The organism is Actinotalea soli (assembly GCF_017565425.1).
GTDB lineage: Bacteria > Actinomycetota > Actinomycetes > Actinomycetales > Cellulomonadaceae > Actinotalea > Actinotalea soli.
Genome location: NZ_JAGEMK010000005.1, coordinates 172,394 through 196,481 on the forward strand (window position 1 = coordinate 172,394; position 24,088 = coordinate 196,481).

The following is a 24,088-nucleotide window of genomic DNA, read 5'->3' on the forward strand; positions in this document are numbered from 1 at the left end:
CCGCGGCGCCAGCTCAGCTGGTCGGAGCGGCGGTCCCGGCGGCATCGCCGTCGACCTCGAGCCGCACGGTGAAGCCGTGGTCGCCGATCGCCACCGAAGCACCCACCGGGAGGCGGACCTGCTGGTCGGGGGCGCACAGGATCTGCTGGCCGTCGTCGAGGGTGACCACGGTGCCGTTGGTCGAGTCGCGGTCCTTGATCCACACCGTCCCGCGCTCGACCCCGACGGCGAGGTGGGTCTTGGAGACCGAGCGGGCGGGGTCCTCGATCGTGATGAGCTGGTCGACGTGCTCCCCGGCGCGGGGGGACGGGTTGCGTCCGATGAGCACCGACCCGGTCACGGGCATCCGCCGCCCGTCGGTCAGGTCGAGCACCACCGTCGGGCCTGCGGCGTGCGGGACCTCGGGAACCTTGCCCCGGGCGGGCCGCAGCCGCGTCATCTCGACGTCGTCGGCCAGCGGGCTCGTCGCCGCAGGGGCCTGCGCTGCCGGGGGCGGCGATGCGGGGGGCTCGACGGGCGGTGTCGGCGGGGCGGGGCGCTGCACGGGGATCTGACCCGTCGCGTCGTCCGCCTCCGCGGGGCCAGCCGCGGACGGGTCAGCACCCGTGGCGGGACGACCCGCGACCGGTCCCGGGCCCGCCGCTGCTGGCGAGGGCTCTGCCGTGCCCCGGCTGCCCGGGATCGACGAGATGAGGCCGTCGCCGGTCGGCTGGTCCCTCGGCGGCGAGGCCGGCACCGGCGACGCAGGGGCAGCCGAGGCCGGCGGGGCAGGAGCAGGCGGGGCGGGCGAGGCCGGAGTCGGCGCGGGGGCGGGGGCGGGGGGCGGCGGGGCCGGGGCCGGCGGCGGGACGGGCCGCGGCGGGGCCTCGGCGACCGCGCCGCTCTCCGGGGCGGTCGCGGTGAGCGGCGGGCCGGCCCAGACGGAGAGGTCGTCGGTGCTGGTCCGCTCGGCCCGGGCCGAGTCCTGCCGCAGGATCGCGTCGAGGCGCTGCTGGGCGTGCGCGGCGCCGACGCTCGTCGAGGCCGTCATCGGGTCCACCCCGGTGGCGACGTCGTAGACGATGGTCCCGGCGGCCTTGTCGTGCCAGCCCTGGCGGCGGCCCGAGGAGTCGAAGAACGGCGAGGCGTAGACCACCCACTGGCCCACGCCGCAGGCCAGCGAGCCCGCCGCGGGGACGAGGAACCGCAGCAGGCCGCGGCCCAGGCCCACGGGGCGTCCGGTCTCGGCCCCCAGGACGCGCAGGCCGACCAGGCGCTTGCCGATGGTCCAGCCGCGGGTGCCCAGGTACCACCACTGGAAGACCCCGAGGGCCAGGAGCAGCACCTGCCCGATCAGCATGAGGACCGAGGGGCTCTCGACGGTCGTGACCGGTTCGCCCTCGGCGAGGGCCTGCACGAGGGGCAGGGTCCCGGCCAGGACGAACCCGCCGCCGAGCAGGAGAGCAGCGACGGCGTCGATCACGAAGGCGAGCAGGCGCCGGGTCATCGTGGCCGGCAGCGCCCCGGGGGTCGGCATCAGGTCCTGGTTCCCTTCGGCTCGAGCAGGTGGCAGGGACCCGACGCACCGGGCCCTCCCAGGGGCATCGGCATCCTCAGCCCTGACCCTGAGCCGCGCACGGCGGGGATCGACCCGAGCTGCGATCGTCGCGCCCCCTCGGTCCCGACGATCAGGGGCAGGTTAGCGCGCCGCAGGTGCTGACCGCTCCGGCCCGCGACGGCGGACCCCGAGCAGCGAGGCGCCGACCAGGGCCCCAGCCCCGGCGACCACCCACCAGCCGGTGGCGGCGCGGGTCGGGCCGGTGGGGTCGGCGCGCGCGCCGAGGGCGAGGGTCTGGTCGGCCGGGCTCTCGGCAGCTGGTGGGCGCCCGTGCAGCGGGCTCGGCGGCCCGGGGGCGGTGCCGTCGTCGACCAGGGCCAGGGCCGCGTAGGGCCGGACGACGCCCCACCCGCTCTGGTCGTCGCGCTGGTCGACGGCGCCGCGGGCAGCGGTGGCCATGAGGCGGTGAGCCCACTGCTCGGGCAGCTCGTCGGGGTAGCGCTCGGCGAGCAGGGCCGCGGCGGCGCTCACGTAGGCCGTGGCGAAGCTCGTGGAGGCCTCCCCACCCGCGAGGATGCAGTCCCCCGCGGCGTGGAAGGTGGTCAGCACGTCGGTCCCGGGGGCGGCGACGTCCACGTGGGGGCCGTGGATCGCGTCGGTGGTGGGCTGGTCCGCCGCGTCGACGGCGGTCACCGAGAGCACCTCCGGGTAGGCCGCGGGGTAGCGGGGCGAGTCCGAGGTGTCCTCGGCGGTGAGGCGGTTCCCGGCGCTCGCGACGACGAGGGCCCCGCGCCGGTTCGCGAGCTCGACGGCGGCACGCAGGGCGGGGTCGTCGGTCGGGGAGCTCAGGGACACGTTGATGATCTGGGCCCCGGTGTTGGCCGCCGCGCGGATGCCCTCGGCGATCCGGTCGGTGCGCACCCCGTCCCCGGCCTCGGCCGCCTGGTCCTCGGTCGAGAGGTAGACGCGCACCGGCAGGATGCGCGCGTCCGGGGCGAGCCCCACCAGGCCGGACCCTTCGACCGCGCGGGCCGCGATCTGCCCGGCGACGGCGGTGCCGTGCCCGGCCGGGTCCGACCAGCCTCGCGGGTCGCCCTCGGTGCCGACGAGGTCGACGCCGTCGACGACGGCGTCGGTGAGGTGCTCGTTGCGTGCGTCGACCCCGGAGTCGACCACGGCCACGAGCACACCCTCGCCGGTCGCGAGCTGCCAGGACTCGGCGGCCCCGAGGCGGTCGAGGGCGACCGGGGGCTCGGCCACCAGGCGGGTCACCTCGGGGTCGCAGTCGGCGGCGACGGCAGCGGTGGCCGTGGTGGGCGCGGCCCCCGCGAGGATCAGGGTCGAGGCGAGCGACCCGCAGGCCGCGGCCGCACCTACGCGGAGGACGGCGCCCCCGCGCCCCTCCGGACGGCCACGCCGTGGCCTCACGCCGATCCCTCGGTGCCCTCGGTGCTCTCGGTGCCGTCGGTGCCCTGGGCGGTCTGCGCGCCCTGGGCGGCGCCGTCCACGCTCAGCTCAGGCCCGGTGGCCAGGAGGCTGAGCCACGGCTGGGGCACGCTCGCCACGTCGTCCTCTGTGTAGCCGAGGCGGGCGAGCTCGTCCCCGGCGAGGGGCACGGGGTAGGCGACGCCGGTCTGGTCCACGAGGTGCGCGACGCCGGCGGCGGCTCCTCCTGCCTCGGCCCGGACGAGGGCTCCCCCGGCGGGCTCGACGCGCACCTCGTCGCCCTGCTCGGGGACGACGACGTCGGGGTGCCCCACCAGGTGGACGCCCACACCGACGGCGCCGTCGAGGTAGACGCAAGGGGTGGTCGCCTCGGGCAGGGCTCCGGGGGCCTCGGTGGGCCAGTCAGCGGGGGCAGCCGTGCTGCTCGCGGTGCGCATGCCGGACACCTGGGAGGCGGTGACCTCGACCTCACCGCCGGCCTGCGCCCCCGAGCCCAGGGCGTACAGGGGGGTCGCGAAGGGGGTCAGCGGGGCGAGCTCGCCTCGCTCGTCGACCACGTAGCGCTGCGAGCCGCCGACGCTGTCGGTCACCACCAGGACGGTCCCGACGACGGTCCCGGGGGGCGCGGCGGACCCGTCCGGGAGGGGCTCCCCCGCACCGGGGACGACGACGGGCTCGAGGTCGGCGCCGGGCTCGAGGAGGTTGAGCCAGCGCCCGGTGACCGACCAGGGCAGCGCGGTGTCCTGGCCGATCGCGCGCAGCACCCCCGCGGTCTCGGCCCGGGGGACGAGGTGCCGGCGTCCGGCGGCGACGAGGTAGAGGTCGTCGCCGGCCTCGACGAGCAGGCCGGGCCCGACGTCGCCCGCGGCGTCACGCGCGGCGATCTCGGCGGCGGGGCCGTCGACGTCGGCGGTGAGGACGGTCGCGGTGGCGCGCTCGGGGCCGACGCACGCGAGCCACCCGGAGCCGATGAGGCGGCTGGGGGCGGGGACCGCGTCGGGGGCCGAGGGGATGCCGACCGTCTGCCCGCGCGGGCTCTCGGCGACCTGCTCGGCGCGCACCTGGACCACCTCGAACTCCCCGGGCGGCACGAGGAGCCGTGCGCTGGCGGCGTTGAGCACGGGGTAGAGGGTGCCCTCGAGGGCCACGTAGCGGGAGCCGTCCTCGGTCACCACGAGCCGGTTGTCGTCCCACCCGGCGGGCAGGCCCGGGCTGAGCAGCCCGAAGCCGAGGCTGCCGAGCACGAGCAGCACCGAGAGGGTCACCCCGCCGGCGACGGCACGCAGCGGCTTGGTCGGCTCGAGCTCGCGCCCCCCGGGCGTCCCGGAGACGAAGGCGGTCAGCAGGCGGCGCCGGCTGAAGGTCTGGGCCTCGACGAGGTCCTTCTTGGAGGCCACGGCTCAGACCAGCCCGGCGGCGGCGACGCCGAGGGGCAGCAGCACGGCGAGGGAGAGCAGCTCGACGGTGTCGGCGAGGCGCGCGAGCCCGAGCCGCCGCCGCGGTGCGACGAGGCTCAGGGTGATGACGAGGGCCGCGACGAGGCCGGAGATCAGCGCGAGGCTCGGGCGCCAGTCGGGGTGCGCGGCGGCGGCGAGCACCCCGGTGACGGTGAGCCCGACGATGCCGGTCCCCATGACGACCAGGACGTCCTGGCGTGAGTAGGTCTGGCGGACGCCGAGGAGCATCCCGGCGAAGGCCGAGGCCATGAGGACGGTCCCCGGCACCCCGGTGGCCACGACGGCGGGGGCGGCCGCGAGCGCGAGGAGGGCGACAGCCAGGCGCAGGGCGATCTGGAGCCGGTGACCGCGCCCGTAGTGGTCGCGCACGGCAGCGGGGTCGACGGGGTCCGGGTCGAGGAGGATCTCGGCGTCGCTGCGGGGTGAGACCACGCGCAGGGGGGTGCTGGCGAGGGCGAGCCACGGGATGCCGTTGCCGGCGGTCACGACGATGGCCACGACCACCGCGAGGACCGGTCCGGGCCGCACCTCGGCGGTCGCGACGACCACGCCGACGGTCGCGAGGGTCAGGCCGAGCACCCCGGGGGCCACGAGCAGCTCGCGGCCGCGGGCGATGGCGGGGACCGCCAGCAGGGCGACGGCGAGCATCCCGGCGCCGCCCCACACGGTGGGCCACCCCCAGCCCGGTCCCGAGCTGGTCGCGGTGAGCCCGGCGACGAGCCCGAGCGCGGTGCCGGTGACGGCGAGGGCCTGCGCACCGACCTCGTGGGACCCGACGCGGGCGACCACGGCCGCTGCTCCGACGACGAGGACGGCAGCGAGGGCGGCGACCACGGGCGGGAAGGTCGAGGTGGGGTCGGCACCCAGCAGGAGCAGACCACCGGTGAGCAGGAAGGCGGTCGCGGCGACGACGGCGGTGAGGGCTGAGTCCTGCGCGGTCCACGGGGCGTACTGGCCCTCGACGGCGTCGGCCACGGCCTCGATGACGTCGTCGTAGACGCGGAGGTCCTCGGGGGGCGCACCGGACTCGAGGGTGAGGACGGCACCGTCCTGGACGCCCTGGGCCTGCAGGCTGCGGTCGGTGTCGAGGACCACGCCGTCGGAGCGGACGAGGTGGTAGCCGCCGTGGACGGTCGCGGCGTCGAGCAGCCCGAGGGTCCGCGCGAGGCCGGGCACGAGCTCGGCGACGGGCACCCCGGCGGGGGCACCGAGGTCGGCGCCGCGGTCCCCTGCGCTCACCGAGACCCGGACGAGGGTCCCGAGGCCTGGGCTCGAGCTCGGCGCGGTCATCGTGGTCCTTCGGTCGTCGGGACGGGGCTGCTGGGGCGGAGGGCGGGCGTGCTCATGCGAACGGCTCCACCGTGAAGGTCCGGTCGCCGAGGCGCACGGCCCCGTGCGGCGGGACGACGGCGCGCTCCCCGGGGGCGAGCGGCAGGACGGTGCCGTCCGCGGTGAGGACCGCGGTGCCGTTGGCCGATCCGCAGTCCTCGACCCAGAACCCGGACCCGTCGATGCCGAAGCGCGCGTGGGTGCGGGACAGTGACCGGCCGGGGTCGGCGATGGTGATGAGGTGCTCGCAGGGCTCGCCCTCGGGCGGGCTCGGGCGGCGACCGACGTGGCCGGGGCCCGAGACGCTCATCGCCTCGCCGGTGTCGAGGGTGACGACGTAGGTCGACGGCGCCTGCACCGGCGCTGCGGACGCCCCCCTCGCGGGGTGGGGGAAGGGCCGCGCGGGCGGTTCGAGGGCCTCGACCGGGGGCGTGGCCTCGGGGACGGGGATCGGCAGGGGCTGCGCGGGCTGGTCGGGAACCTTGGCGGCGCGGCGCAGGGCCCGGACGTCGACGACCACGGTGCCACCGACGACGTCGTGCCAGCCCTGCCGGCGTCCCGACCGGTCCATCAGCGGGGAGAGCAGGACAGCCCACTGCCCGACGAGCAGCACGTGCCCGGCACCGAGCACGACGGCCCGCCCCAGGGAGCGACCGAGGCCGGGGGCGTAGGGGCGGGTGGTCTGGGCGACACGAAGCCCGAGCAGGGCGTGGCCCGGGGTGCGTCCGCTGCGCGCCTCCCACAGCACCAGGGCGACGGCGGTCTCGGCGGCGGCGAGGGCTGCGTAGACCCCGTGCGAGGTCAGGACGAGAGCGGCTGCGGCGACGAGGAGGACGGTCAGGGCGTCGAGGCAGTACGCGCCGACCCGTCGTCCGACGGTGGCGACGACGGCACCGTCGAAGGCGGGGCCGAGGGCCGCGTCGTGCGGGAGGCGCACCGCGGGGCCGCCCTCGACGGGCGCGGAGGGAGCGGCGCGGCTCGGGTCGGCGGGGCTGGACGCGGTGGTGGGGGCCAGGGCCCCGCACCGGGTGCAGAACGGGCTGGTCCGGGGCAGGGGGGAGCGGCACTGGGTGCACACGCCCGCGACGGTGGTGCTCACCGTGCCTCCCCCCGGCTCCGCCCGGAATGCTGACCGAGCACCTGCCCGTGCCCTGGGGCCGGGCACAGGGTAGCAACGGGTCGCGTCACCGGGACGTCACCTGCCGGAGCACCTCGACGGCCCCGGCGCCGGTCAGGGCGAGGGGCAGGGCGAGGACGACGGACAGGCCTTCGAGGGTGTCGGCGAGCCGGGAGAAGCCGACCGAGCGCCACCCGCGGCCCATGGGCACGGCGAGCAGCGGCACGAGCACCCCGAGGGCCAGGAGCACGAGGGGGACCTGGGTCTCGAGGGCGAGCCCCACAGCTCCCAGGGCGCCGAGCTGGAGCACGAGGGTCGCGGCCGCCAGGCGCGGCGCCCAGCGGGCCACGGGCCCTCGGGTGGCACGCGGCTGCAGGGCGAGGGCGAGGGCGACGGCGACGACGGCCCCGGCGGAGGTCCAGGCGGTCAGAGGGCCCCTGGGGGCGGTGACCAGCAGGACGGGGGCGACGACGACGGCGAGCACGCTGAGCAGGACCGTCCCGGCGTCGCGGCGGCGTTCGGCGGCCAGGACGGTGCGCCGCACGGCACGGTCGTTGACGCGGCCGCGGGGCCGTGGCGGGGCCTCCCGGACACCCGAGACCGTGCGGGCGACGACGCTCACGTCGACGAGCTGGTCCTCAGGCACGTCGAGGGCCATCGAGGGCAGCGCGCGGACTCCCAGGGGGACGAGCCCGAGGAGGGCACCGGCGGCGAGGGCCCCGGGCAGGCCTGCGAGGAGCACCACCGCGCAGGTGCCCCCGGTCACGCCGAGCACGACGAGCAGGGCGGCGGCGACGTCGCCGCCTGGGTCGCGGTCTCTGCTGAGGACCCCCCACCGGGCGGCGGTGACGATCGCCGCGGCGCCCAGCCCGGCGACGACGACGAGCCGCCCGGACCCGGCCAGCTGCGGGTCGACCGTGAGCGCCCCGGCCCCGGCCGCGACCACGGCGGCGACCGCCGCGGGCCACGCGGCACCTGTGGAGCCGGGTCGGCCACGGGTCACCGCGACGGCCAGGGCGGTGGCTGCGAGGAGGGCTGCCAGCGCCCAGCGCTCACCCGCGGCGAGGGCGCCCAGGGCGGGCCCGCCCCGCGGACCGAGCTCCAGGACGACGGTCGAGGTCAGGACGACGGCGGCGATCCCCGCGAGGCCGAGCCACCAGGGCACCGTGGTGGGCCGGGCCGCGACGCGGTCGGCCACCGGGGTCGCCGCGCCGCGCTGCCCGGACGGCGCCGGGGTGGTCGGTGCGCCGTGCGTGCCCCGGGTGGGTTCGCTCGCGGCGGTCCGCCGCAGCACGTGCAGCACGGCGCCGTCGAGCAGGCCGGTGTCACCGGTGCCGTAGAGGTCGACGTGCCGGCCGGTCGAGTCGACGACGGTGACCGAGGGGTCGGCGATCTCGATCTCGACCGCGCGCAGGGCCTCGTAGAGGGGGGCGCCGACGGGGACGGCGAGGTCGTACGAGCGGTCGCCGAGGACGATGCTGAGGCGGGTGCGAGCGTCGGGCACCGGCAGCTCCCCTCGGGCGTGGTGGGACGACGGGCACATGCTAGGCCGCAGCGGCCCGTCCCCCGATCGAGGGACCACCGAGGTGCCCCGATCGGGTGAGTCACACCCGTCGGCCCGAGGGGTCGATCCACAGCGTGACGCCAGGGGTGGAATGTTCGTTCTGAGCCGCTATCTTGATCTCGCGCCCGCGGGGCGCTCGTCCCGACAGTTGCCGGGGTGGTCGATGGGCTCCACAGGGGGCTGGAGAGAGGGAGGTGACCCATGGCGGCTGAGGTCTCAGCAGCAGATGGTGCGCTCAAGGCCGGTGCGCAGGCCGTGGCGCAGTCGCGGGGCGAGCTGCAGCAGCAGCTCAAGGTCCTCGAGGGCAAGCTCGCCGGCATCGGTGGGCAGTGGCAGGGTCAGGGCGCTGTGGCGTTCTCGACCCTGATGAACCGGTGGCAGCAGAACGCCACGACGATCATCAACTCGCTCAACGAGTTCGAGTCCAACCTGGTCTCCTCGCAGTCGACCTACACCGCGGCCGACGACCAGCAGTCCGCGGTCATGAACCGCCTCACCTCGCGCCTCGGCTGAGAAAGGACCACACCATGAGCAACCTGAAGGTCAACTTCGGCGCCCTGGCGACGGCCTCGGCCGACATCGTGAACGGCGCCAACCAGCTCGAGCAGACGCTGGCCACCATGGACCGGTCGCTCCAGCCGCTGCGGGCCAACTGGACCGGTGAGGCGTCGAACTCCTACGACGCCGCGAAGGCCAAGTGGACTGCTGCGATCAGCGACATGAAGCTCCTGCTCGCCGACGTGGGCCGCGCGGTCGACGCCTCGGGCCAGGACTACCAGACCACCGAGCGGGCCAACGCCGCCCGCTGGTGACCTGCCGCTCAGCATGACCAGCAGCACCGCATGACCTGCGGGTCCGTCCCCGGCTGAGGCCCGGGACGGACCCGCACCGCACGCATCGGGCCCGACGGCCCAGCAGACGAGAACACAGGCCTAGGGGGCACGACGTGGTCGGCATCATGGCTCTCACCCCGCAGATGGTGATGGCGAACGTGAGCAGGCTCGAGGGACTGCTGCGCGAGATCGGCACGCTCGCCGGTCCGCTCGCCGGTCCGCTCGCCGAGGCCCGCGCCCAGCAGGGCCCGGGCAAGTGGAGCGCCATCCCGGAGTGCACGCAGTTCGGCCAGCGCTACGCCCAGACCCTCGACACCCTCGCCCGCAGCCTCGACACCCTCAGCCGCGACGTCGGCACCGCCGCCCGGAACCTGCTGGACAACGCCCAGGCCATGGAGCGGGTCGACGACGACACGCGCGAACGGCTGATGGCCCTGGTCCGCTCGGCCGAGGCCTCGGCCCCCGCCCCTGCGGCGGTCTGCACGCCGTACGACATCCCGGCGGGGCAGGACGCCCTCTACAGCGCCTCCGGCACCGAAGGAACGACGAACGGCGCCGACACGAACGCGTTCGGCCGCTCCTCGTGAGGACCCGGCACCTCTCGGCCGCCCTCTCGGGGCCGAGGAGGTCGGCGCTCGCGGGCGCGGCCGCCCTGACCTGCGTGATCGGCCCGGGCCTCGTCGGGCCGGGCGCCGCCGTGGCCGTCGCCGCCACCCGGCCCGCCGCGCCACCGGCGAGCCAGGCAGCCGACTCTGCCGCCGACAGTCTGTGGTACGTCGACGCCGCCGGCCTCGACGAGGCGCACGCCACCGCCACGGGGCAGGGCATCACGGTCGCGGTCATCGACTCCCCCATCAACCCCGACGTGCCCGAACTGGTCGGAACCGACCTGACCGTCCACGAGCCCTCCTTCTGCGCCGACCCGGCCTCCCCGACGGGGCACGCCCCCGCCGTCGCCACCGACGACAGCGCGCTCCACGGCACGTCCATGGCCTCGTTGGTGGTCGGCACCGGCACGGGCGCGGACGGTCAGCCCGGCGTCCGGGGTGTCGCGCCCGGGGCCACGGTCCTCTACTACGCCCGAGGGCTGGGCGACGACGACGAGGACTGCACCGCTGAGGGCTCCTCGAGCATGGAAGCCGCGATCAGCCAAGCCTTGGACGACGGCGCGCAGATCATCTCCCTGTCCTCGTCGGGCAGCACGACCAACGCTGTGTTCGACCAGATCGCCCGGGCGCACCGCGAGGGCGCGATCGTGGTCGTTTCCCGACCGAACACGGCTACCTCTACCTGGCCCCACGACCTCACCAACGCGAACGGTGCCGTGACCGTCGAGACTGCGGACAGCGACGGTCGACTGCCCCGCAACGCGACGATGAGCCCCTCCAAGGACGTCGTGGCTCCTGGCGAGGACGTCCGGACCCTCTTCCCCGGGGAGGACGAGAGCTGGAGGACGTATGGGCCGTCATCTGGGACCTCGAACGCGACCGCGTTCACCTCGGGCGCTCTGGCCCTGGTGTGGTCAGCCCACCCTGAGGCCACCGGCAACCAGATCATCCAGGCCCTCCTCCGGCACACCTTCCAGAACAGCGGCGAGCTCACCCGTCAGAACGACTCCGTGGGCTACGGCTCGATCTCGGTCCTGAACATGCTCGACGCGGACCCCACGGCCTACCCCGACACGAACCCCCTGATCTCCGACGACCCCTACGCACAGCCCTCAGCCACGGCAATTGCCGGTGACTCCGAGCAACCCGCGCCCTCGCCCGAGGCGACCGACCAGACCGAAGGCACGGTAGAGGCCACCTCGCCGCCGACCGCCTCGGGCGAGGAGAGCAGCGGGCTGCCCGCCTGGGTCGCCCCCACCGCGGGCGCCCTGATCGTGCTGGTCGCACTCACCACGCTCGCCGCGGCCCTGGCCGCCCGTCGCCGCCGCACGCCCGACGCCACCTCGTCACCCACGCCCGGAAGTCACCCATGACGCGCCCGTCCGATGAGCTCGCCCAGGTCGGTGAGCTGCCGAGCACCACGCTGGGTGCGATCGATGCGGAGATCAACAACCTCAGCTCGACGACCGCGGCCCTGGGGGCCGCTGCCCAGCGACTGAACGGTGTGCTCTCCGACACCGGCATCGAGGGCCTGGCCGGCGACAGCGCCGCGATCGCCTTCGAGGGTCTGATCGCGCAGACCAAGAAGCAGATCGAGCTCATCGAGACCACAACCGCTGCCGCCCGGACCGCCAAGGGCGCACTGTCCGAGGCGCGGAGCGCGGACGCGGCGCGCCCGGCGCTCACCTCGCTGCGCGCGCAGGTGCGCGCCGCATCCGACGGGCTGCCGGCGACCTCCACCGAGGTCTACGCCAAGAGCACCCCCGGTCCCGGTCTCTCCGGGCCGAGGAGGTCGGCGCTCGCGGGCGCGGCCGCCCTGACCTGCGTGCTCGGCCTGGGCCTCGTCGGGCCGGGCGCCGCCGTGGCCGTCGCCGCCCCCCGGCCCGCCGCGCCACCGGTGAGCCAGGCGGCCGACCCTGCCGCCGACGGCCTGTGGTACGTCGACGCCGCCGGCCTCGACGAGGCGCACGCCACCGCCACGGGGCAGGGCATCACGGTCGCGGTCATCGACTCCCCCATCAACCCCGACGTGCCCGAGCTCGTCGGGGTCGACCTGACCGTCCACGAACCCTCCTTCTGCGCCGACCCGGCCTCCCCGACGGGGTACGCCCCCGCCGTCGGGACCGACGAGGGGGCTCGGCACGGCACGAGCATGGCCTCGTTGGTGGCCGGCACCGGCACCGGCGCGGACGGTCAGCCCGGCGTCCGTGGTGTCGCGCCCGGGGCCACGGTGCTCTACTACGCCCGAGGGCTCGGGCGCGAGGACGAGGACTGCACCGCTGAGGGCTCCTCGAGCATGGCCGCGGCGATCAGCCAGGCCCTCGACGACGGCGCGCAGGTCATCTCCCTGTCCGGCGGGGGGACCACGACCACTGCGGTGTTCGACCAGGTCGCGCGTGCGCAGCGCGAGGGGGCGATCGTGGTCGTGTCGCGACCGAACACCGCCGTGGTCCCGTTCAACGCCCTCGCCGACGCGAACGGCGCCGTGACCGTCGAGAGCGCGGGCGCCGATGGTCGGCTCCCCCCGGAAGCGGGAACGAGCCCTCGCAAGGCCGTGGTCGCGCCGGGCGAGGAGGTCCGGACGCTCTTCCCCGGTGAGGACGAGAGCTGGAACCGCTACGGGACGACGCGAGGCACGTCGAACGCCACCGCGTACACCGCAGGCGCCCTGGCGCTCGTGTGGTCGGCCCACCCCGAGGCCACCGCCAACCAGATCATCCAGACCCTGCTGCGGCACACGTTCCAGAACGACGGTGAGCTGACCCGTCAGAACGACTCCATCGGCTATGGCTCGATCTCGGTCCTGAACATGCTCGACGCGGACCCGACCGCCTACCCCGACACCAACCCCCTGGTCTCCGACGACCCCGGTGCGCAACCCTCGGCCGCTGAGATCGCCGGGGACGCCGAGGAGCCCGCGCCCACGCCCGAGGCGACCGACGAGACCGAGGCCCCCTCCGAGAACGCACTGCCACCGGCCCCCCCGGCCGACGACAGCGGCGGGCTTCCGGGCTGGGTCGTGCCCGCAGGGGCCACTCTCATCGTGCTGGTCGCACTCATCGCCCTCGCCGCGGTCCTGACCGAGCGTCGCCGCCGCACATCCGACGCCACCCCGTCACCCACGCCCGGAGGTCACCCATGACGCGCCCGTCCGATGAGCTCGCCCAGGTCGGTGAGCTGCCGAGCACCACGCTGGGCGCGATCGACGCAGAGATCAACAACCTCGGCTCGACGGCCGCGGCCCTGGGGGCCGCTGCCCAGCGACTGAACGGTGTGCTCTCCGACACCGGCATCGAGGGTCGGGCCGGCGACAGCGCCGCGATCGCCTTCGAGGGTCTGATCGCGCAGACCAAGAAGCAGATCGAGCTCATCGAGACCACAGCCGCTGCCGCTCAGGCTGCCAAGGGTGCACTGTCCGAGGCGCGGAGCGCGTACGCGGCCCTCCCCGAGGACCAGATCCCGACCTGGCAGCGCAGCGCGATCCTCGCCGGGTCCACCGTCATGGGGCCCCTGGGCGTCCTCGCCGGCAACGAGGCCACCCAGTACCTCGACCGGCGTCAGCGCGAGGCCCGTGACGACGCGGCGCGGCCGGCGCTCACCTCGCTGCGGGCCCAGATGCGGGCCGCGGCCGAGGCCCTGCCGGTAGCCCCCGGCCGCGAGGGCTACGACAACGGCGACTCCGGCTCGGTCCCGGGCCCCACCCCCTCGACCACCCCGCACACGCCCACGAGGGCCAGCGGCAGCTACAACCCGATCACGGGAGGCGGTCCCGCGCTCCCGGCCAGCGCCTCGGCCTCGATCGGCACGGGCCCGGGCGCCACGACAAGCCCGGGCGTCGTGCTCGGTGGCGCGGCCGGCGCGGGTGTCGGGGTCGGGGTCGGCACCGTGGCTGGCGGGCTCGCCGCCGGCGGCCGCAACACGCCCGGCACGGTCTCCTCGGGGTGGGCGGCGCCGACCGGGGGGTCAGGATCTGCCGATGGTTCGCTGACCGGTTCCGTCCCCGGCCAAGGCATGACCGGCGGCACGGGTGCGGCCGGGACAGGGGGCGGGACCACAGCCGGCGGTGTCGGCGGCGCCGGCGGCGCCCTGGCCGGCGGCGTCGCCGTGGGCGGGGCAGCCCTGGGGGCCGGGCTCGGGCGGGGTGGCGCCCTCGGCGGTACCCCTGTCGCGGGGGCCGGTGGAGCGGCCGCTGGCCAGGGCGCGGGCTCTCGTGGCGGCACGTCGGCCGGCCTCGGGGCGGGTCTGCGCCCGGGCACCGGCCTCGGCACACCTGGCGCAGGGTCGGGTGGCGCTGGCGGCGCGTCGGCGATCGGCGGGCGTGGCGGCACGTTCGTGGGGGCCCCGGGCGCAGTCGGCGCCTCGACCGGCGCCTCCGGAGCCGCTGCAGGGGGGACCAACGGCACCGGTGCCGGAGCTCGTACCGGAGCCCTGTCCGGGTCCACCGGGTCGGGCCTGACCGCCGGTTCCTCGACCCAGGCCGGGGCCGGCGCGACGGGTGGGCGCGGCTCGACGATGGCTGGCATGCCCATGGGCGCTGGCGGCGCCGCAGGGAGCTCGGCAGGCAAGAAGCGTCGCAGCGGTGCCGGCTACCTCGCCCCGCACCTGGCCGACGACAGCCCGAACGCCCCCGCACCGGCTGCTGCCGCGGGGTCCCGCGACCGTCTGCCCGACCTGGTCGCACCCCCGGTCACCGACACCGCCGACGAGGACTGGTAGCGAAGCGCCCCATGCCCCGCCCCACCCGCAGGCACCTGGCCGCCACAGGCCCGGGCCTGGCCCTGGCGCTGGCCGGGATGAGCGCCGCAACGGCACACCCGTCGCCGGCGTCCTGGTGATCAGGCGCAGCCGCACGAGGCGATCCACGTCCACCCCCTCGGTCGCGGATACCGCGAACGAGGATCGGTGACCTAGGTTGACCCCGTGACCTCACCGACCGTCCTGGAGCAGATCACCCCGCCGCCCCCGCCGTCGGGCCAGGTCACCGTCCAGCCACCACCCGAGCTCGCCGCCTCCGAAGGCATGAGCGGCACGCTGTCGATGATGGTGCCGATGCTCGGCAGCCTCGGGGGGATCGTCTTCGTGGCCGTCGCGATGCCCGGGCCCCGCGGCATGATCGGCGCCGGCATGTTCCTCGTCGCCACCCTCGGGTTCGTCGGGGTCAACATCTGGCGTCAACGCTCCCAGCACCAGTCGACCGTCGTCGGGGCGCGCCGCGAGTACCTCGCCTACCTCAGCGACCTGCGCGGCCAGGTGCGCAACGCCGCCAAGGCCCAGCGCCGCCACGCCCACTGGTTCCACCCCGACCCCCGCGCCCTCGCATCCGTCGCCGAGGAACGCACCCGGGTGTGGGAACGGGACCTCGAGCACGAGCAGTACCTCACCGTGCGCGCCGGCCGCGCCGACCAGCCGCTGTGCGTCGAGCTCGAACCCGCCGAGACCCCGCCCTTGGCCCAGCTCGACCCCGTCGCCGCCTCCGCGGCCCACCGGTTCCTCGTCTCGCACAGCACCCAGCGAGACCTGCCCCTCACCCTCGACCTGCGCTCCGCCGCACGGGTCGAGGTCGCCGGGGACGAGGACGGCGCCCGCGGCATCACCCGCGCCCTGCTCGCCCAGCTCGCCACCTTCCACTCCGCCGACGACGTCAAGATCGCCGTCCTCGCGGCCCCCACCGCGCTGCGGCACTGGGACTGGGTCAAGTGGCTGCCGCACGTGCAGTCCATGCGCTCGCGCGACGCCGTCGGTCCGGCCCGCATGATCGCCAGCTCCTACGAGGAGATCGCCGACCTGCTCCCTGAGGGCCTCACCGACCGGCCGCGCTTCGCCGTGGACGGCAGCACCGAGGTCCCGCACGTCGTCATCGTCGTGGACGGGGCCGACCTACCCCTCGGCCACCCCGTGCTCTCCCCCGAGGGCACCGCCGGGGTCACCGTCGTGCACCTGCCCGACCACTGGGAGGAGCTCAGCGACGCGCACACCCTGCGGCTGCTCATGGGCCCCCCGCCCCAGGCCTTCGACCAAGGCCACGACCGGCGCCAGGCCTTCCAGGTGATTCGCCTCGGCTGGGGCGCCCGGTCCGGGATCGCCGACCACATGGCCCTCGCCGACGCCGAGGCCACCGCCCGCCGCCTCGCCCCCCTGCACCTCGAGAGCGGCCCCGTCGCCGGTGAGGGCCCCGCGGTCTCCGCCGAGCTCGTGGACCTGCTCGGCATCGGCGACATCCGCGACTTCCAGCCCGCCGTCCAGTGGCGCCCCCGCCTGCAGCGCGACCGGCTGCGCGTCCCCATCGGCCTCACCAGCCAGGGCCAGCCCCTCTCCCTGGACATCAAGGAGTCCGCCCAGCAGGGCATGGGCCCCCACGGCCTCATCATCGGCGCCACCGGCTCCGGCAAGTCCGAGGTGCTGCGCACCCTCGTCCTCGCCCTGGCCCTCACCCACTCCTCGGAGGACCTGAACTTCGTCCTCATCGACTTCAAGGGTGGCGCGACCTTCGCCGGCATGGCCGAGATGCCCCACGTGAGCGCCATCATCACCAACCTCAGCGAGGAGCTCACCCTCGTCGACCGCATGCAGGACGCCCTCCAGGGCGAGATGACCCGCCGCCAGGAGCTGCTGCGCGCCGCCGGCAACTTCGCCAACGTCGCCGACTACGAGAAGGCCCGCCTCGGTGGCCGCACCGACCTCGAGCCCCTCCCCGCGCTGCTCATCGTCGCCGACGAGTTCTCCGAGCTGCTCTCCGCCAAGCCCGAGTTCGTCGACCTGTTCGTGGCCATCGGGCGGCTCGGACGGTCGCTGCAGATGCACCTGCTGCTCTCCTCGCAGCGCCTCGAAGAAGGGCGGCTGCGCGGGCTCGAGTCGCACCTGTCCTACCGCATCGGCCTGCGGACCTTCTCGGCAGCCGAGTCCCGCACCGTGCTGGGCGTGCCCGACGCCTACACGCTGCCGGCCGTGCCCGGCATGGGGTACCTCAAGCCCGACACGACCACCATGGTCCAGTTCCGCGCCTCCTACGTCTCCGGGCCGCCCTCCGCCCGCCGCGGCGCGAGCCGGCCCACCGACCAGCACCACGGCACCGGACGCATCGAGCTGTTCACCGCCGCCCCCGTCGAGGCCGCCCAGCACCCCGACGGCGACCCCCGCGAACCCGTCGAGGTCGAGGCCGCCGAGGACAGCACCACCTTCGACATCGGCGTCGCGCGCATGCGCGACCAGGGCCCGCCCGCCCACAAGGTATGGCTCGAGCCCCTCGTCGTGCCGCACAGCTTCGACCAGCTCATGCCCGACCTCGCCCCCGACCCCGAGCTCGGCCTCGTCTCGCGGACCTGGCGAGACTCCGGGGACCTCGTCATCCCCCTCGGGGTCGTCGACCGGCCCCTCGAGCAGCGACGCGAGAACCTCACCCTGTCCCTCGGCGGGGCCGGCGGGCACATCGCCATCGTCGGAGGCCCCCGCACCGGCAAGAGCACCGCCGCGCGCTCCGTGGTCACCGGCCTGGCCCTGACCCGCACCCCCCTCGAGGTGCAGTTCTACGTGCTCGACTTCGGTGGCGGCACGTTCAGCCCGTTCACCCAGCTCGCCCACGTGGCCGGCATCGCCTCCCGCGCCGAGCCAGACGTCGTGCGGCGCATCGTCGCCGAGATCGACGGGATCATCGACGCCCGCGAGCTGTACTTCCGCACCCATGGCATCGACTCGATCGAGACCTACCGGCAGCGCCGCGCCGCCGGCCAGGTCGACGACGGGTACGGCGACATCTTCCTCGTGGTCGACGGGTGGTCCACGGTGCGCTCCGAGTTCGACGAGCTCGAGGCCGAGATCCAGACCCTCGCCGGCCGCGGCCTCACCTTCGGGCTGCACCTCGTGGCCACCGCCAGCCGGTGGATGGACTTCCGCACCCAGATCAAGGACGTCTTCGGTACCAAGCTCGAGATGCGGCTCGGTGACCCCATGGACTCCGAGATCGACCGCAAGGTCGCCGCCAACGTCCCCGAGCACCGCCCCGGCCGCGGGCTGGCCACCACCAAGCACCACATCCTCACCGCGCTGCCCCGCGTCGACGGCTCCGGGGACGCCGGCACCCTCGGCGGTGGCGTCGAGCACCTGGTGCGGGCCGTCGCCGACGCCTGGCGCGGGCCCCGCGGGCCCAAGCTCCGGCTGCTGCCCGAGCACATCCACCTCGACGAGGTCCGCGCCATGGCGCCGCAGACCCCGCAGCTGCTCCTCGGCGTCGAGGAGTCCCGGCTCGGCCCCGTGGGCCTCGACCCCCGCACCACCTCCCACCTCATCGCCTTCGGTGACAGCGGCTCAGGCAAGTCCGCCCTGCTGCGCGGTGTGGCCGCCGAGGTCCAGCGCGTGCACACCCCCACCGAGGCGCAGATCTTCGCGGTCGACCTGCGCCGCTCCCTGCTCGGGGAGATCCCCGAGGAGTACCTCGCCGGCTACCTCACCACCCAGGACCAGGCCGCCACCGAGATCAACGACCTCGCCGACTACCTGCGCGGGCGCCTGCCCGGGCCCGACGTCACCCCCGAGCAGCTGCGACGGCGCTCCTGGTGGAGCGGTGCCGAGGTGTACCTGCTGGTCGACGACTACGACCTCGTGGCCACCTCCACCGGCAACCCCCTCATGCCCCTGGTCCCGCTCCTCGCCCAGGCCGGGGACATCGGGCTGCACGTCATCATCGCCCGACGCACCGGCGGCGCGGGCCGCGCCATGTACGAGCCCGTCCTCCAGGCCCTCAAGGACCTCGCCGCCCCTGGCCTGGTGCTGTCCGGCAGCCCCGAGGAGGGCGCCCTCGTCGGCGCCGCCAAGCCCGTGCCCGGCCCCCCCGGTCGCGGTCAGCTCGTCACCCGCGAGCGCGGCCTGCAGGTCGTCCAGCTCGCCCTGCTGCCCTCCCAGCACGAGGACGCGCCCGCCTGACCGCAGACGCCCCGAGAGCCCTCAGGGGGCGACCCGGACCGTGGACAAGGCCTCCTGGAGCTCCCCCGACACGAAGGCGCCCTGCGGCCCGCTGACAGACAGCAGCAGCAGGTGCCCGTCCGGGTGCTCGACCGCCAGAGCGATCTCACGGACCCCGTCCGCTGCCCGGGAACCCGTCCGGTGCGAGGCTGAGCCGCGCCAGGCGACGTCGACCGTGCCCGCCTCGTACGGCCCCGCGAGGCCGTCCACACCACGATGCGATCCCGCCTCGACGCTGAGCACGGTCAGGAGCAGGCCCCCGGGGGCGACCCTGCCCCACGCCCCGTCCAGGGCCAGCCCCTGCCCGGCCCCCGTGGACCGCAGGGCGTCCATGCGGTCATCCGGCACCTGCGCCCACGGGCCGAGGGCCTCGGGCAGCACCAGGCTCACCGGGCCGACCTCCGTCGAGCCCGGGTGCGGCTCACCGATCCCGGCCCGTAGCGCGCCGTCGGGCTCGCGGCTGATCAGGCCCGCGGCACCGGCACCCGCGGTGAGGGCGACCAGGGCGAGCGCGCCGAGCACGACCCGGGCCTGGGAGCGCGTCCTGCCCCGCCACCAGGCCGACCACCACGAGGGCTGCAGCACCTGAGACCGCCGCAGCTCGCGGAACCGCTGCGGCGCCTGGGACCGCTGCAGCACCCGGGACTGCTGCGTCGACGCCATGGCCTTACCGTACCGAGAGGGTCAGCGTGCCTGCGGTCGCGCCCTGCGCTGCTCCCGCCGTCGTGCACGCAGCGAGGCCAGGGACCACCGGGCCAGCCACCGCTGGCGTCGGGGGACGACCTCGTGCATCGCCGCGATCGCCGCGTCGACCTGCTGCCAGTAGGCCTCGACCTGCTCCGGGGCCGGCTCGCCCGGCCCGAAAACCACGGCGTCCGCCCCGGCGGCGAGACCGGCCACCGGTCCGCCGACCGTCGCGGCCCGGCGGGTGCTGACGTCGGGGTCCGCCGGTGCGGACCGACCGTGCGGTGCGGCGAACGCCGCGGTGAGCCCGACGGCGATCTCGCGCCGGGTCGAGGCCCGGGGCGCCGGACGCCGCAGGTCCCGCGCATGGTCGAGCACCTCCTCCCAGCCGCCCTGCACGCGGGCGACGGGCACCGCCGCGGTGCGACGACGCTCCCGACGGCGCCGCTTGGCCAGGGCGATCAGCAGCAGCGGGAGGACCAGCAGCACCACGGGGATGCCGACCGCGACCGCGACCGTCAGGACGGTGCGCCAGATCTGCGAGGCGAAAGCGTCCTCCTCGGTGTCCTCGGTGCTGGCCTGCTCGGGGTCGTCGTCGGGCGGGGTGACCGGGTCGGGCGGTGGGGGTGGGGGCTGCACCACCTGGGGCTGGGGCTCGGACTGCTCGGTGGGCGTGTCCTCACGCGGGGTGCGGGACTCGTCAGGGGTCGGGAAGAACGGCACCCAGCCGTGCCCGGCGAAGCTGACCTCGACCCACGCCTGCACGTCCTCACCGTGGATGGTGATCTCCTGCGCGCCGGCCTGCTCCTCGTCCGGCACGAAGCCCAGGACCACGCGCGCGGGCAGCCCCATCTCGCGGGCCATGAGGGCCATGGCCGAGGCGTACTGCTCCCCGTCGCCGACCATCAGCTCACCGGTCAGCAGGGTGGTCATGCGGTCCGCACCGTGGCCCGACAGGGACGGGTACTGCCCCTCGGCGGTCAAGCCGTGGGAGAACCAGCCGCGCTCGGCGAGCCCCTGCTCGAGGGTCCGGGCGATGAGCACGGGCGAGGTCGCGGTCCCGGCCACCTCGCCGGCGAAGAGCGGCACGGCGTCGGGCACGCCGTCGACCTCCGGGAGGCTGACGTTCCCGGTGCCCGCGTTGCCGATGGCCTCGTCGTCAGGCACCGAGGGGACGACGACGGTCGTCTGCCAGCGGGTGCCCGCGGCGACGCCCGCGGTCAGCACGGCGGTGCCGGTCGCGTCGTTGTAGCGCAGGTCTGCCGCGAGGTCGAGGGACCGGGGCCCGGCGAAGTCGAAGCGCTCGGCGTAGCCCACGGTCGGCAACCACACCAGGGGCAGCTCGTGCACCTCGAACTCGACCTCGGTGCGCTCACCCCGCACCGAGGTCTCGATGGTCTCCCCCACTCGGCGGAACTCCCCCGAGCCCTCGGCGGCCTCCGACCCTGCGACGTTCCACACCACGCCGTCGTAGGCGTCCAGGGTCGCCAGGCGCACCGGCGTGCCCTCGGGCAGGCCACGAACCGTCAGCAGCGCGGTCTCGTCCCAGTCCTTGACGAACCGTCGGAACCCCGCGAGGGGGCTGGGGTGGTCGCGCGGGTCGAAGGGCGGCACCATCTCGTCACGCAGCACGAAGCGCGGGCTCTGCTCGGCGACCACCGGACCGGCCACCGCCCCCGAGGCGAGGGCGACGGCCCCGAGGGACACCAGGGCCAGCACCCGGCGCGGCACCAGGTTCCCGCGACGCCACGCCGCCCAGCCCAGCAGCAGCACCGCCATCGCGATGCCGGCGGCGACGGGCAGCACCGTGTCCTTGGTGCCGAGCAGCACCGCGAGGCCGAGCACCGCGACGGGCACCAGCCCGGCCCACGCCCCGCCCCGACGACCGGCCCGCAGCGCGGCGCTCACCGCGGTGATGGCACCGACCAGGGCCAGCAGGTACGGCGCGGCCAGGAGGGTGCCGCTCGCCCCGAGGGAGGGGTCGAGGGTCAGCACCTCCTTCCACACCCGGATGATCGAGGCGAGCAGCTGGACGACGGTCTGCAGGCTCGGCAGCACCCCGAGGACCGTCGTCGTCGGGGCGGCGAGCGCACCACCGGCGAGCAGGTACACCACGAGGGACACCGCGCTGGTGACCAGGGCCGGCCAGCGCCAGCGCGCCCCGGCACCGGCGATCGCGGCCCCCAGCAGGAGGCCGCCGAGGATCGCAGGGGTGGCCGCCGGCCAGCCGTAGACAGGCACCAGGGGCAGCAGGGCCAGGCCCAGGGCGATCACGAGGACCAGGACGTCGACCCACGCCCGGCGGCCCTGCGGGCGCATCCGGGTCGAGCGGGGCGTCGTGGCCGGGGTGGGTGTGGGGGCAGAGGTCGGGGCGCTCATCCGGCCACCACCCGGCGCAGCACGCGCGGCAGGTCCGCGAGGGAACCCATCCGTGCGATCGACAGGGTCCCGTGCTGGGACACCTCGAGGGCCGCCCCCTCGGCGCACACGAGCACCAGGGTCCGCACCCCGGCGGGCAGGTGCCGGACCTGGGCGCGCATCGCCTGGCGGGTGGGAACCGAGCCGACCAGGAGGATCGCGACCGAGGCGTCGGCCGCCGAGCGCGCCACCCACGTGCCGAGCTGGTCCCCGCCGCGGCCCTCGAGGGCGAGCTCGATGGCCGAGCAGTCGTCGAGCAGCCGGGGCGGGCTGTCGGTGCGCAGCGGCCCGGCCCCCGCCAGGACCGTCAGCTCGCGCTCGTCCCGCAGGGCCTGGACACCGATCGAGGCGGCCGCAGCGACGGCCATCTCGAACTCGTCCTCAGTCGCGTAGTCCGCGAGGGCTGTCGACAGGGCCACCGCCGTGTGGGTGCGGCGGGTGTCCTCGAACTGGCGGACCATGAGCTGCCCGACGCGGGCGCTGGTCTTCCAGTGGATGTGCCGACGGTCGTCCCCGGCCACGTAGTCGCGCAGAGCGTGGAAGGACATGTCCGAGTCCGACAGCACCCGGGTGGCCTGCCCCTCGAGGTCACGCAGCACCCCCGAGGCGGCCCCCTGCAGGGACACCAGGGCGGGGTGGACGTACAGGTCGACCGGGTCGGTCCACCGGACCCGCCGCCGCAGCAGGCCCAACGGGTCCCCCCGCACCGAGCGGACCGGCCCGACGACGACGACGGCCCGCCGCGTGGTCGGCACCGCGAAGACCTCCTCGTGCTCGGCGTCCGGCCCCAGGGACGGCAGGTGGAAGTCGGCCGCGCCACGCCCCACCGGCATCTCGATCTGGGCGGGCAGGAGACGACGTCGTGAGGTGTTCCGGACCGTGATGCGTCCTGCGGCCCGCTCCCCGACGGTCACCCGGTTGCCCGAGAGGTCCAGGTCGACGGAGAAGGTCGAGCGGCCCACCGTCAGCGCCAGGGCGCACAGCATCGCCCCGAGCAGGGTCAGCGCCGGCACGGTCATCTCGAGCCAGCCGCGGTCCCAGCCCACCAGGGCCAGCAGCACGCCCAGCAGGAGGACGACCCACCCGACACCCGACACGGGGTGCACCAGACGGCGACCGGCCCTGGCGAGCCGGCGGAGGAGAGCACGCACGTCAGTCGATCCGCGCGGCCGGGGGCTCGGTGTCGGCGAGGATGCGGCCGACGACCTGGGTGGACGTGACGCCGGCGAACTCGGCCTCGGTGTCCAGGATGATGCGGTGCGCGAGGACCGGCTCGGCCAGCAGCTTGATGTCGTCGGGGATGACGTAGCCGCGCCCCTGGGAGGCCGCCCACACCTTGGCGCAGCGCACCAGGGAGATGCCGCCGCGCACGCTCACGCCCAGGGCGGTCTGCGCGTCGACCCGGGTGGCCTCGCACAGGCGCGCCACGTAGTCCAGGACCGCGGCGTCGGTGTGCACGGTCGAGGCGAGCACCGCCATGTCCGCGACGGCACCCGTGGTGATCTTGGGCGTGAGCCGCTCGGTGCGGTCCCGCGAGGCCGAGCCCGAGAGGATCTCGACCATCGAGGCGTGGTCCGGGTAGCCCAGGGAGGTCTTGAGCAGGAACCGGTCGAGCTGGGCCTCGGGGAGGCGGTACGTGCCGGCCTGCTCGATGGGGTTCTGCGTCGCGATGACCATGAACGGGCGACCCACCGAGTGGGACACCTTGTCCACCGTGACCTTGGACTCCTCCATGACCTCCAGGAGGGCCGACTGCGTCTTGGGCGAGGCACGGTTGATCTCGTCCGCGAGCACCACCGAGGCGAAGACCGGGCCCTGGTGGAAGGTGAACTCGTGGGTGTTCTGGTCGTAGATCGTCACACCCGTGACGTCCGAGGGCAGCAGGTCCGGGGTGAACTGGATCCGGCTGTGGGTGCCCTGCACGGTCGCGGCGAGGGCCTTGGCCAGCGAGGTCTTGCCCGTGCCCGGCGCGTCCTCGAGGAGCAGGTGCCCCTCGGCGAGCATCGCCGTGAACGCCAGGCGCACCACGTGGTCCTTGCCGAGCAGCGCCTCGCCCACGTTCGCCACGAGGGTGTCGAAGGTCTCGGCGAACCAGGCGCTCTGCTCAGGGGTGATCGTCACGTGCTGCTCTCCTGTGGTG

Annotated in this window: 17 protein-coding genes; 7 read left to right on the forward strand and 10 right to left on the reverse strand. The window is 75.4% G+C overall.

The annotated features are described in order from the left end of the window. Positions 1-13: 13 nt before the first annotated feature. The 6 genes from J4G33_RS11335 to J4G33_RS11360 form a co-directional block, all read right to left on the reverse strand. Entirely contained in the window at positions 14-1,516 is a 1,503-nt protein-coding gene (locus J4G33_RS11335; RefSeq protein WP_208056078.1) for an RDD family protein, read from the reverse strand. A gap of 162 nt (positions 1,517-1,678) precedes the next feature. Next, a complete protein-coding gene (locus J4G33_RS11340) occupies positions 1,679-2,965 on the reverse strand; it encodes a S8 family serine peptidase (RefSeq protein WP_208056079.1) in 1,287 nt (428 codons plus the stop codon). Beyond that, positions 2,962-4,380, reverse strand: coding sequence for a type VII secretion protein EccB (gene eccB / locus J4G33_RS11345; RefSeq protein WP_208056080.1), 1,419 nt, complete (start codon positions 4,378-4,380; stop codon positions 2,962-2,964). Before eccB ends, J4G33_RS11340 begins: the two co-directional genes overlap by 4 nt. Before the next feature lie 3 nt (positions 4,381-4,383). Beyond that, positions 4,384-5,730 carry an EsaB/YukD family protein gene (locus J4G33_RS11350; protein WP_208056081.1) on the reverse strand — a complete coding sequence of 449 codons (1,347 nt, stop codon included), beginning with the start codon at positions 5,728-5,730 and terminating at the stop codon, positions 4,384-4,386. A 52-nt stretch (positions 5,731-5,782) separates the two neighbouring features. After that, on the reverse strand, positions 5,783-6,868 hold the full coding sequence (locus tag J4G33_RS17625; RefSeq protein ID WP_208056082.1) for an RDD family protein: 1,086 nt from the start codon (positions 6,866-6,868) through the stop codon (positions 5,783-5,785). An 85-nt stretch (positions 6,869-6,953) separates the two neighbouring features. Further along, positions 6,954-8,390 carry a hypothetical protein gene (locus J4G33_RS11360; RefSeq protein ID WP_208056083.1) on the reverse strand — a complete coding sequence of 479 codons (1,437 nt, stop codon included), beginning with the start codon at positions 8,388-8,390 and terminating at the stop codon, positions 6,954-6,956. Positions 8,391-8,651: 261 nt separating this feature from the next. Here J4G33_RS11360 and J4G33_RS11365 point away from each other — a divergent pair, with 261 nt between their 5' ends. The 7 genes from J4G33_RS11365 to eccCa all read left to right on the forward strand — a co-directional run bounded on the left by J4G33_RS11365 (position 8,652) and on the right by eccCa (position 18,807). Then, positions 8,652-8,963 carry a WXG100 family type VII secretion target gene (locus J4G33_RS11365; RefSeq protein ID WP_208056084.1) on the forward strand — a complete coding sequence of 104 codons (312 nt, stop codon included), beginning with the start codon at positions 8,652-8,654 and terminating at the stop codon, positions 8,961-8,963. Positions 8,964-8,977: 14 nt separating this feature from the next. Next, positions 8,978-9,262, forward strand: a complete 285-nt coding sequence (locus J4G33_RS11370) for a WXG100 family type VII secretion target (protein WP_208056085.1) — start codon at positions 8,978-8,980, stop codon at positions 9,260-9,262. 146 nt (positions 9,263-9,408) lie between these two features. Then, positions 9,409-9,870: a hypothetical protein gene (locus J4G33_RS11375; RefSeq protein WP_208056086.1), complete on the forward strand. Its 462-nt coding sequence runs from the start codon at positions 9,409-9,411 to the stop codon at positions 9,868-9,870. Continuing rightward, positions 9,867-11,264 (forward strand): S8 family peptidase, encoded by a 1,398-nt coding sequence (locus J4G33_RS11380; RefSeq protein WP_208056087.1) that lies wholly within the window; start codon positions 9,867-9,869, stop codon positions 11,262-11,264. The genes J4G33_RS11375 and J4G33_RS11380 overlap by 4 nt, the downstream gene beginning before the upstream one ends. Next, complete coding sequence (locus J4G33_RS11385) at positions 11,261-13,033, forward strand: S8 family peptidase (protein WP_208056088.1); 1,773 nt, start codon at positions 11,261-11,263, stop codon at positions 13,031-13,033. Before J4G33_RS11380 ends, J4G33_RS11385 begins: the two co-directional genes overlap by 4 nt. Beyond that, the gene (locus J4G33_RS11390; protein WP_208056089.1) at positions 13,030-14,607 is read left to right on the forward strand and encodes a hypothetical protein; all 1,578 of its coding nucleotides are present in this window, start codon (positions 13,030-13,032) and stop codon (positions 14,605-14,607) included. The genes J4G33_RS11385 and J4G33_RS11390 overlap by 4 nt, the downstream gene beginning before the upstream one ends. Before the next feature lie 204 nt (positions 14,608-14,811). After that, positions 14,812-18,807, forward strand: a complete 3,996-nt coding sequence (gene eccCa, locus J4G33_RS11395) for a type VII secretion protein EccCa (RefSeq protein WP_208056090.1) — start codon at positions 14,812-14,814, stop codon at positions 18,805-18,807. Between the two features lie 21 nt (positions 18,808-18,828). On the opposite strand, the gene J4G33_RS11400 is transcribed toward eccCa, so the two are convergent. The 4 genes from J4G33_RS11400 to J4G33_RS11415 are packed head-to-tail and all read right to left on the reverse strand — an operon-like array spanning position 18,829 to position 24,069. Beyond that, positions 18,829-19,509, reverse strand: a complete 681-nt coding sequence (locus J4G33_RS11400; RefSeq protein WP_208056091.1) for a hypothetical protein — start codon at positions 19,507-19,509, stop codon at positions 18,829-18,831. 21 nt (positions 19,510-19,530) lie between these two features. Further along, positions 19,531-21,909: a transglutaminase TgpA family protein gene (locus tag J4G33_RS11405; protein ID WP_243758975.1), complete on the reverse strand. Its 2,379-nt coding sequence runs from the start codon at positions 21,907-21,909 to the stop codon at positions 19,531-19,533. After that, the gene (locus tag J4G33_RS11410; protein ID WP_307793861.1) at positions 21,906-23,099 is read right to left on the reverse strand and encodes a DUF58 domain-containing protein; all 1,194 of its coding nucleotides are present in this window, start codon (positions 23,097-23,099) and stop codon (positions 21,906-21,908) included. Before J4G33_RS11410 ends, J4G33_RS11405 begins: the two co-directional genes overlap by 4 nt. Position 23,100: 1 nt before the next feature. Continuing rightward, positions 23,101-24,069, reverse strand: coding sequence for an AAA family ATPase (locus J4G33_RS11415; RefSeq protein ID WP_208056092.1), 969 nt, complete (start codon positions 24,067-24,069; stop codon positions 23,101-23,103). Positions 24,070-24,088: the final 19 nt, after the last annotated feature.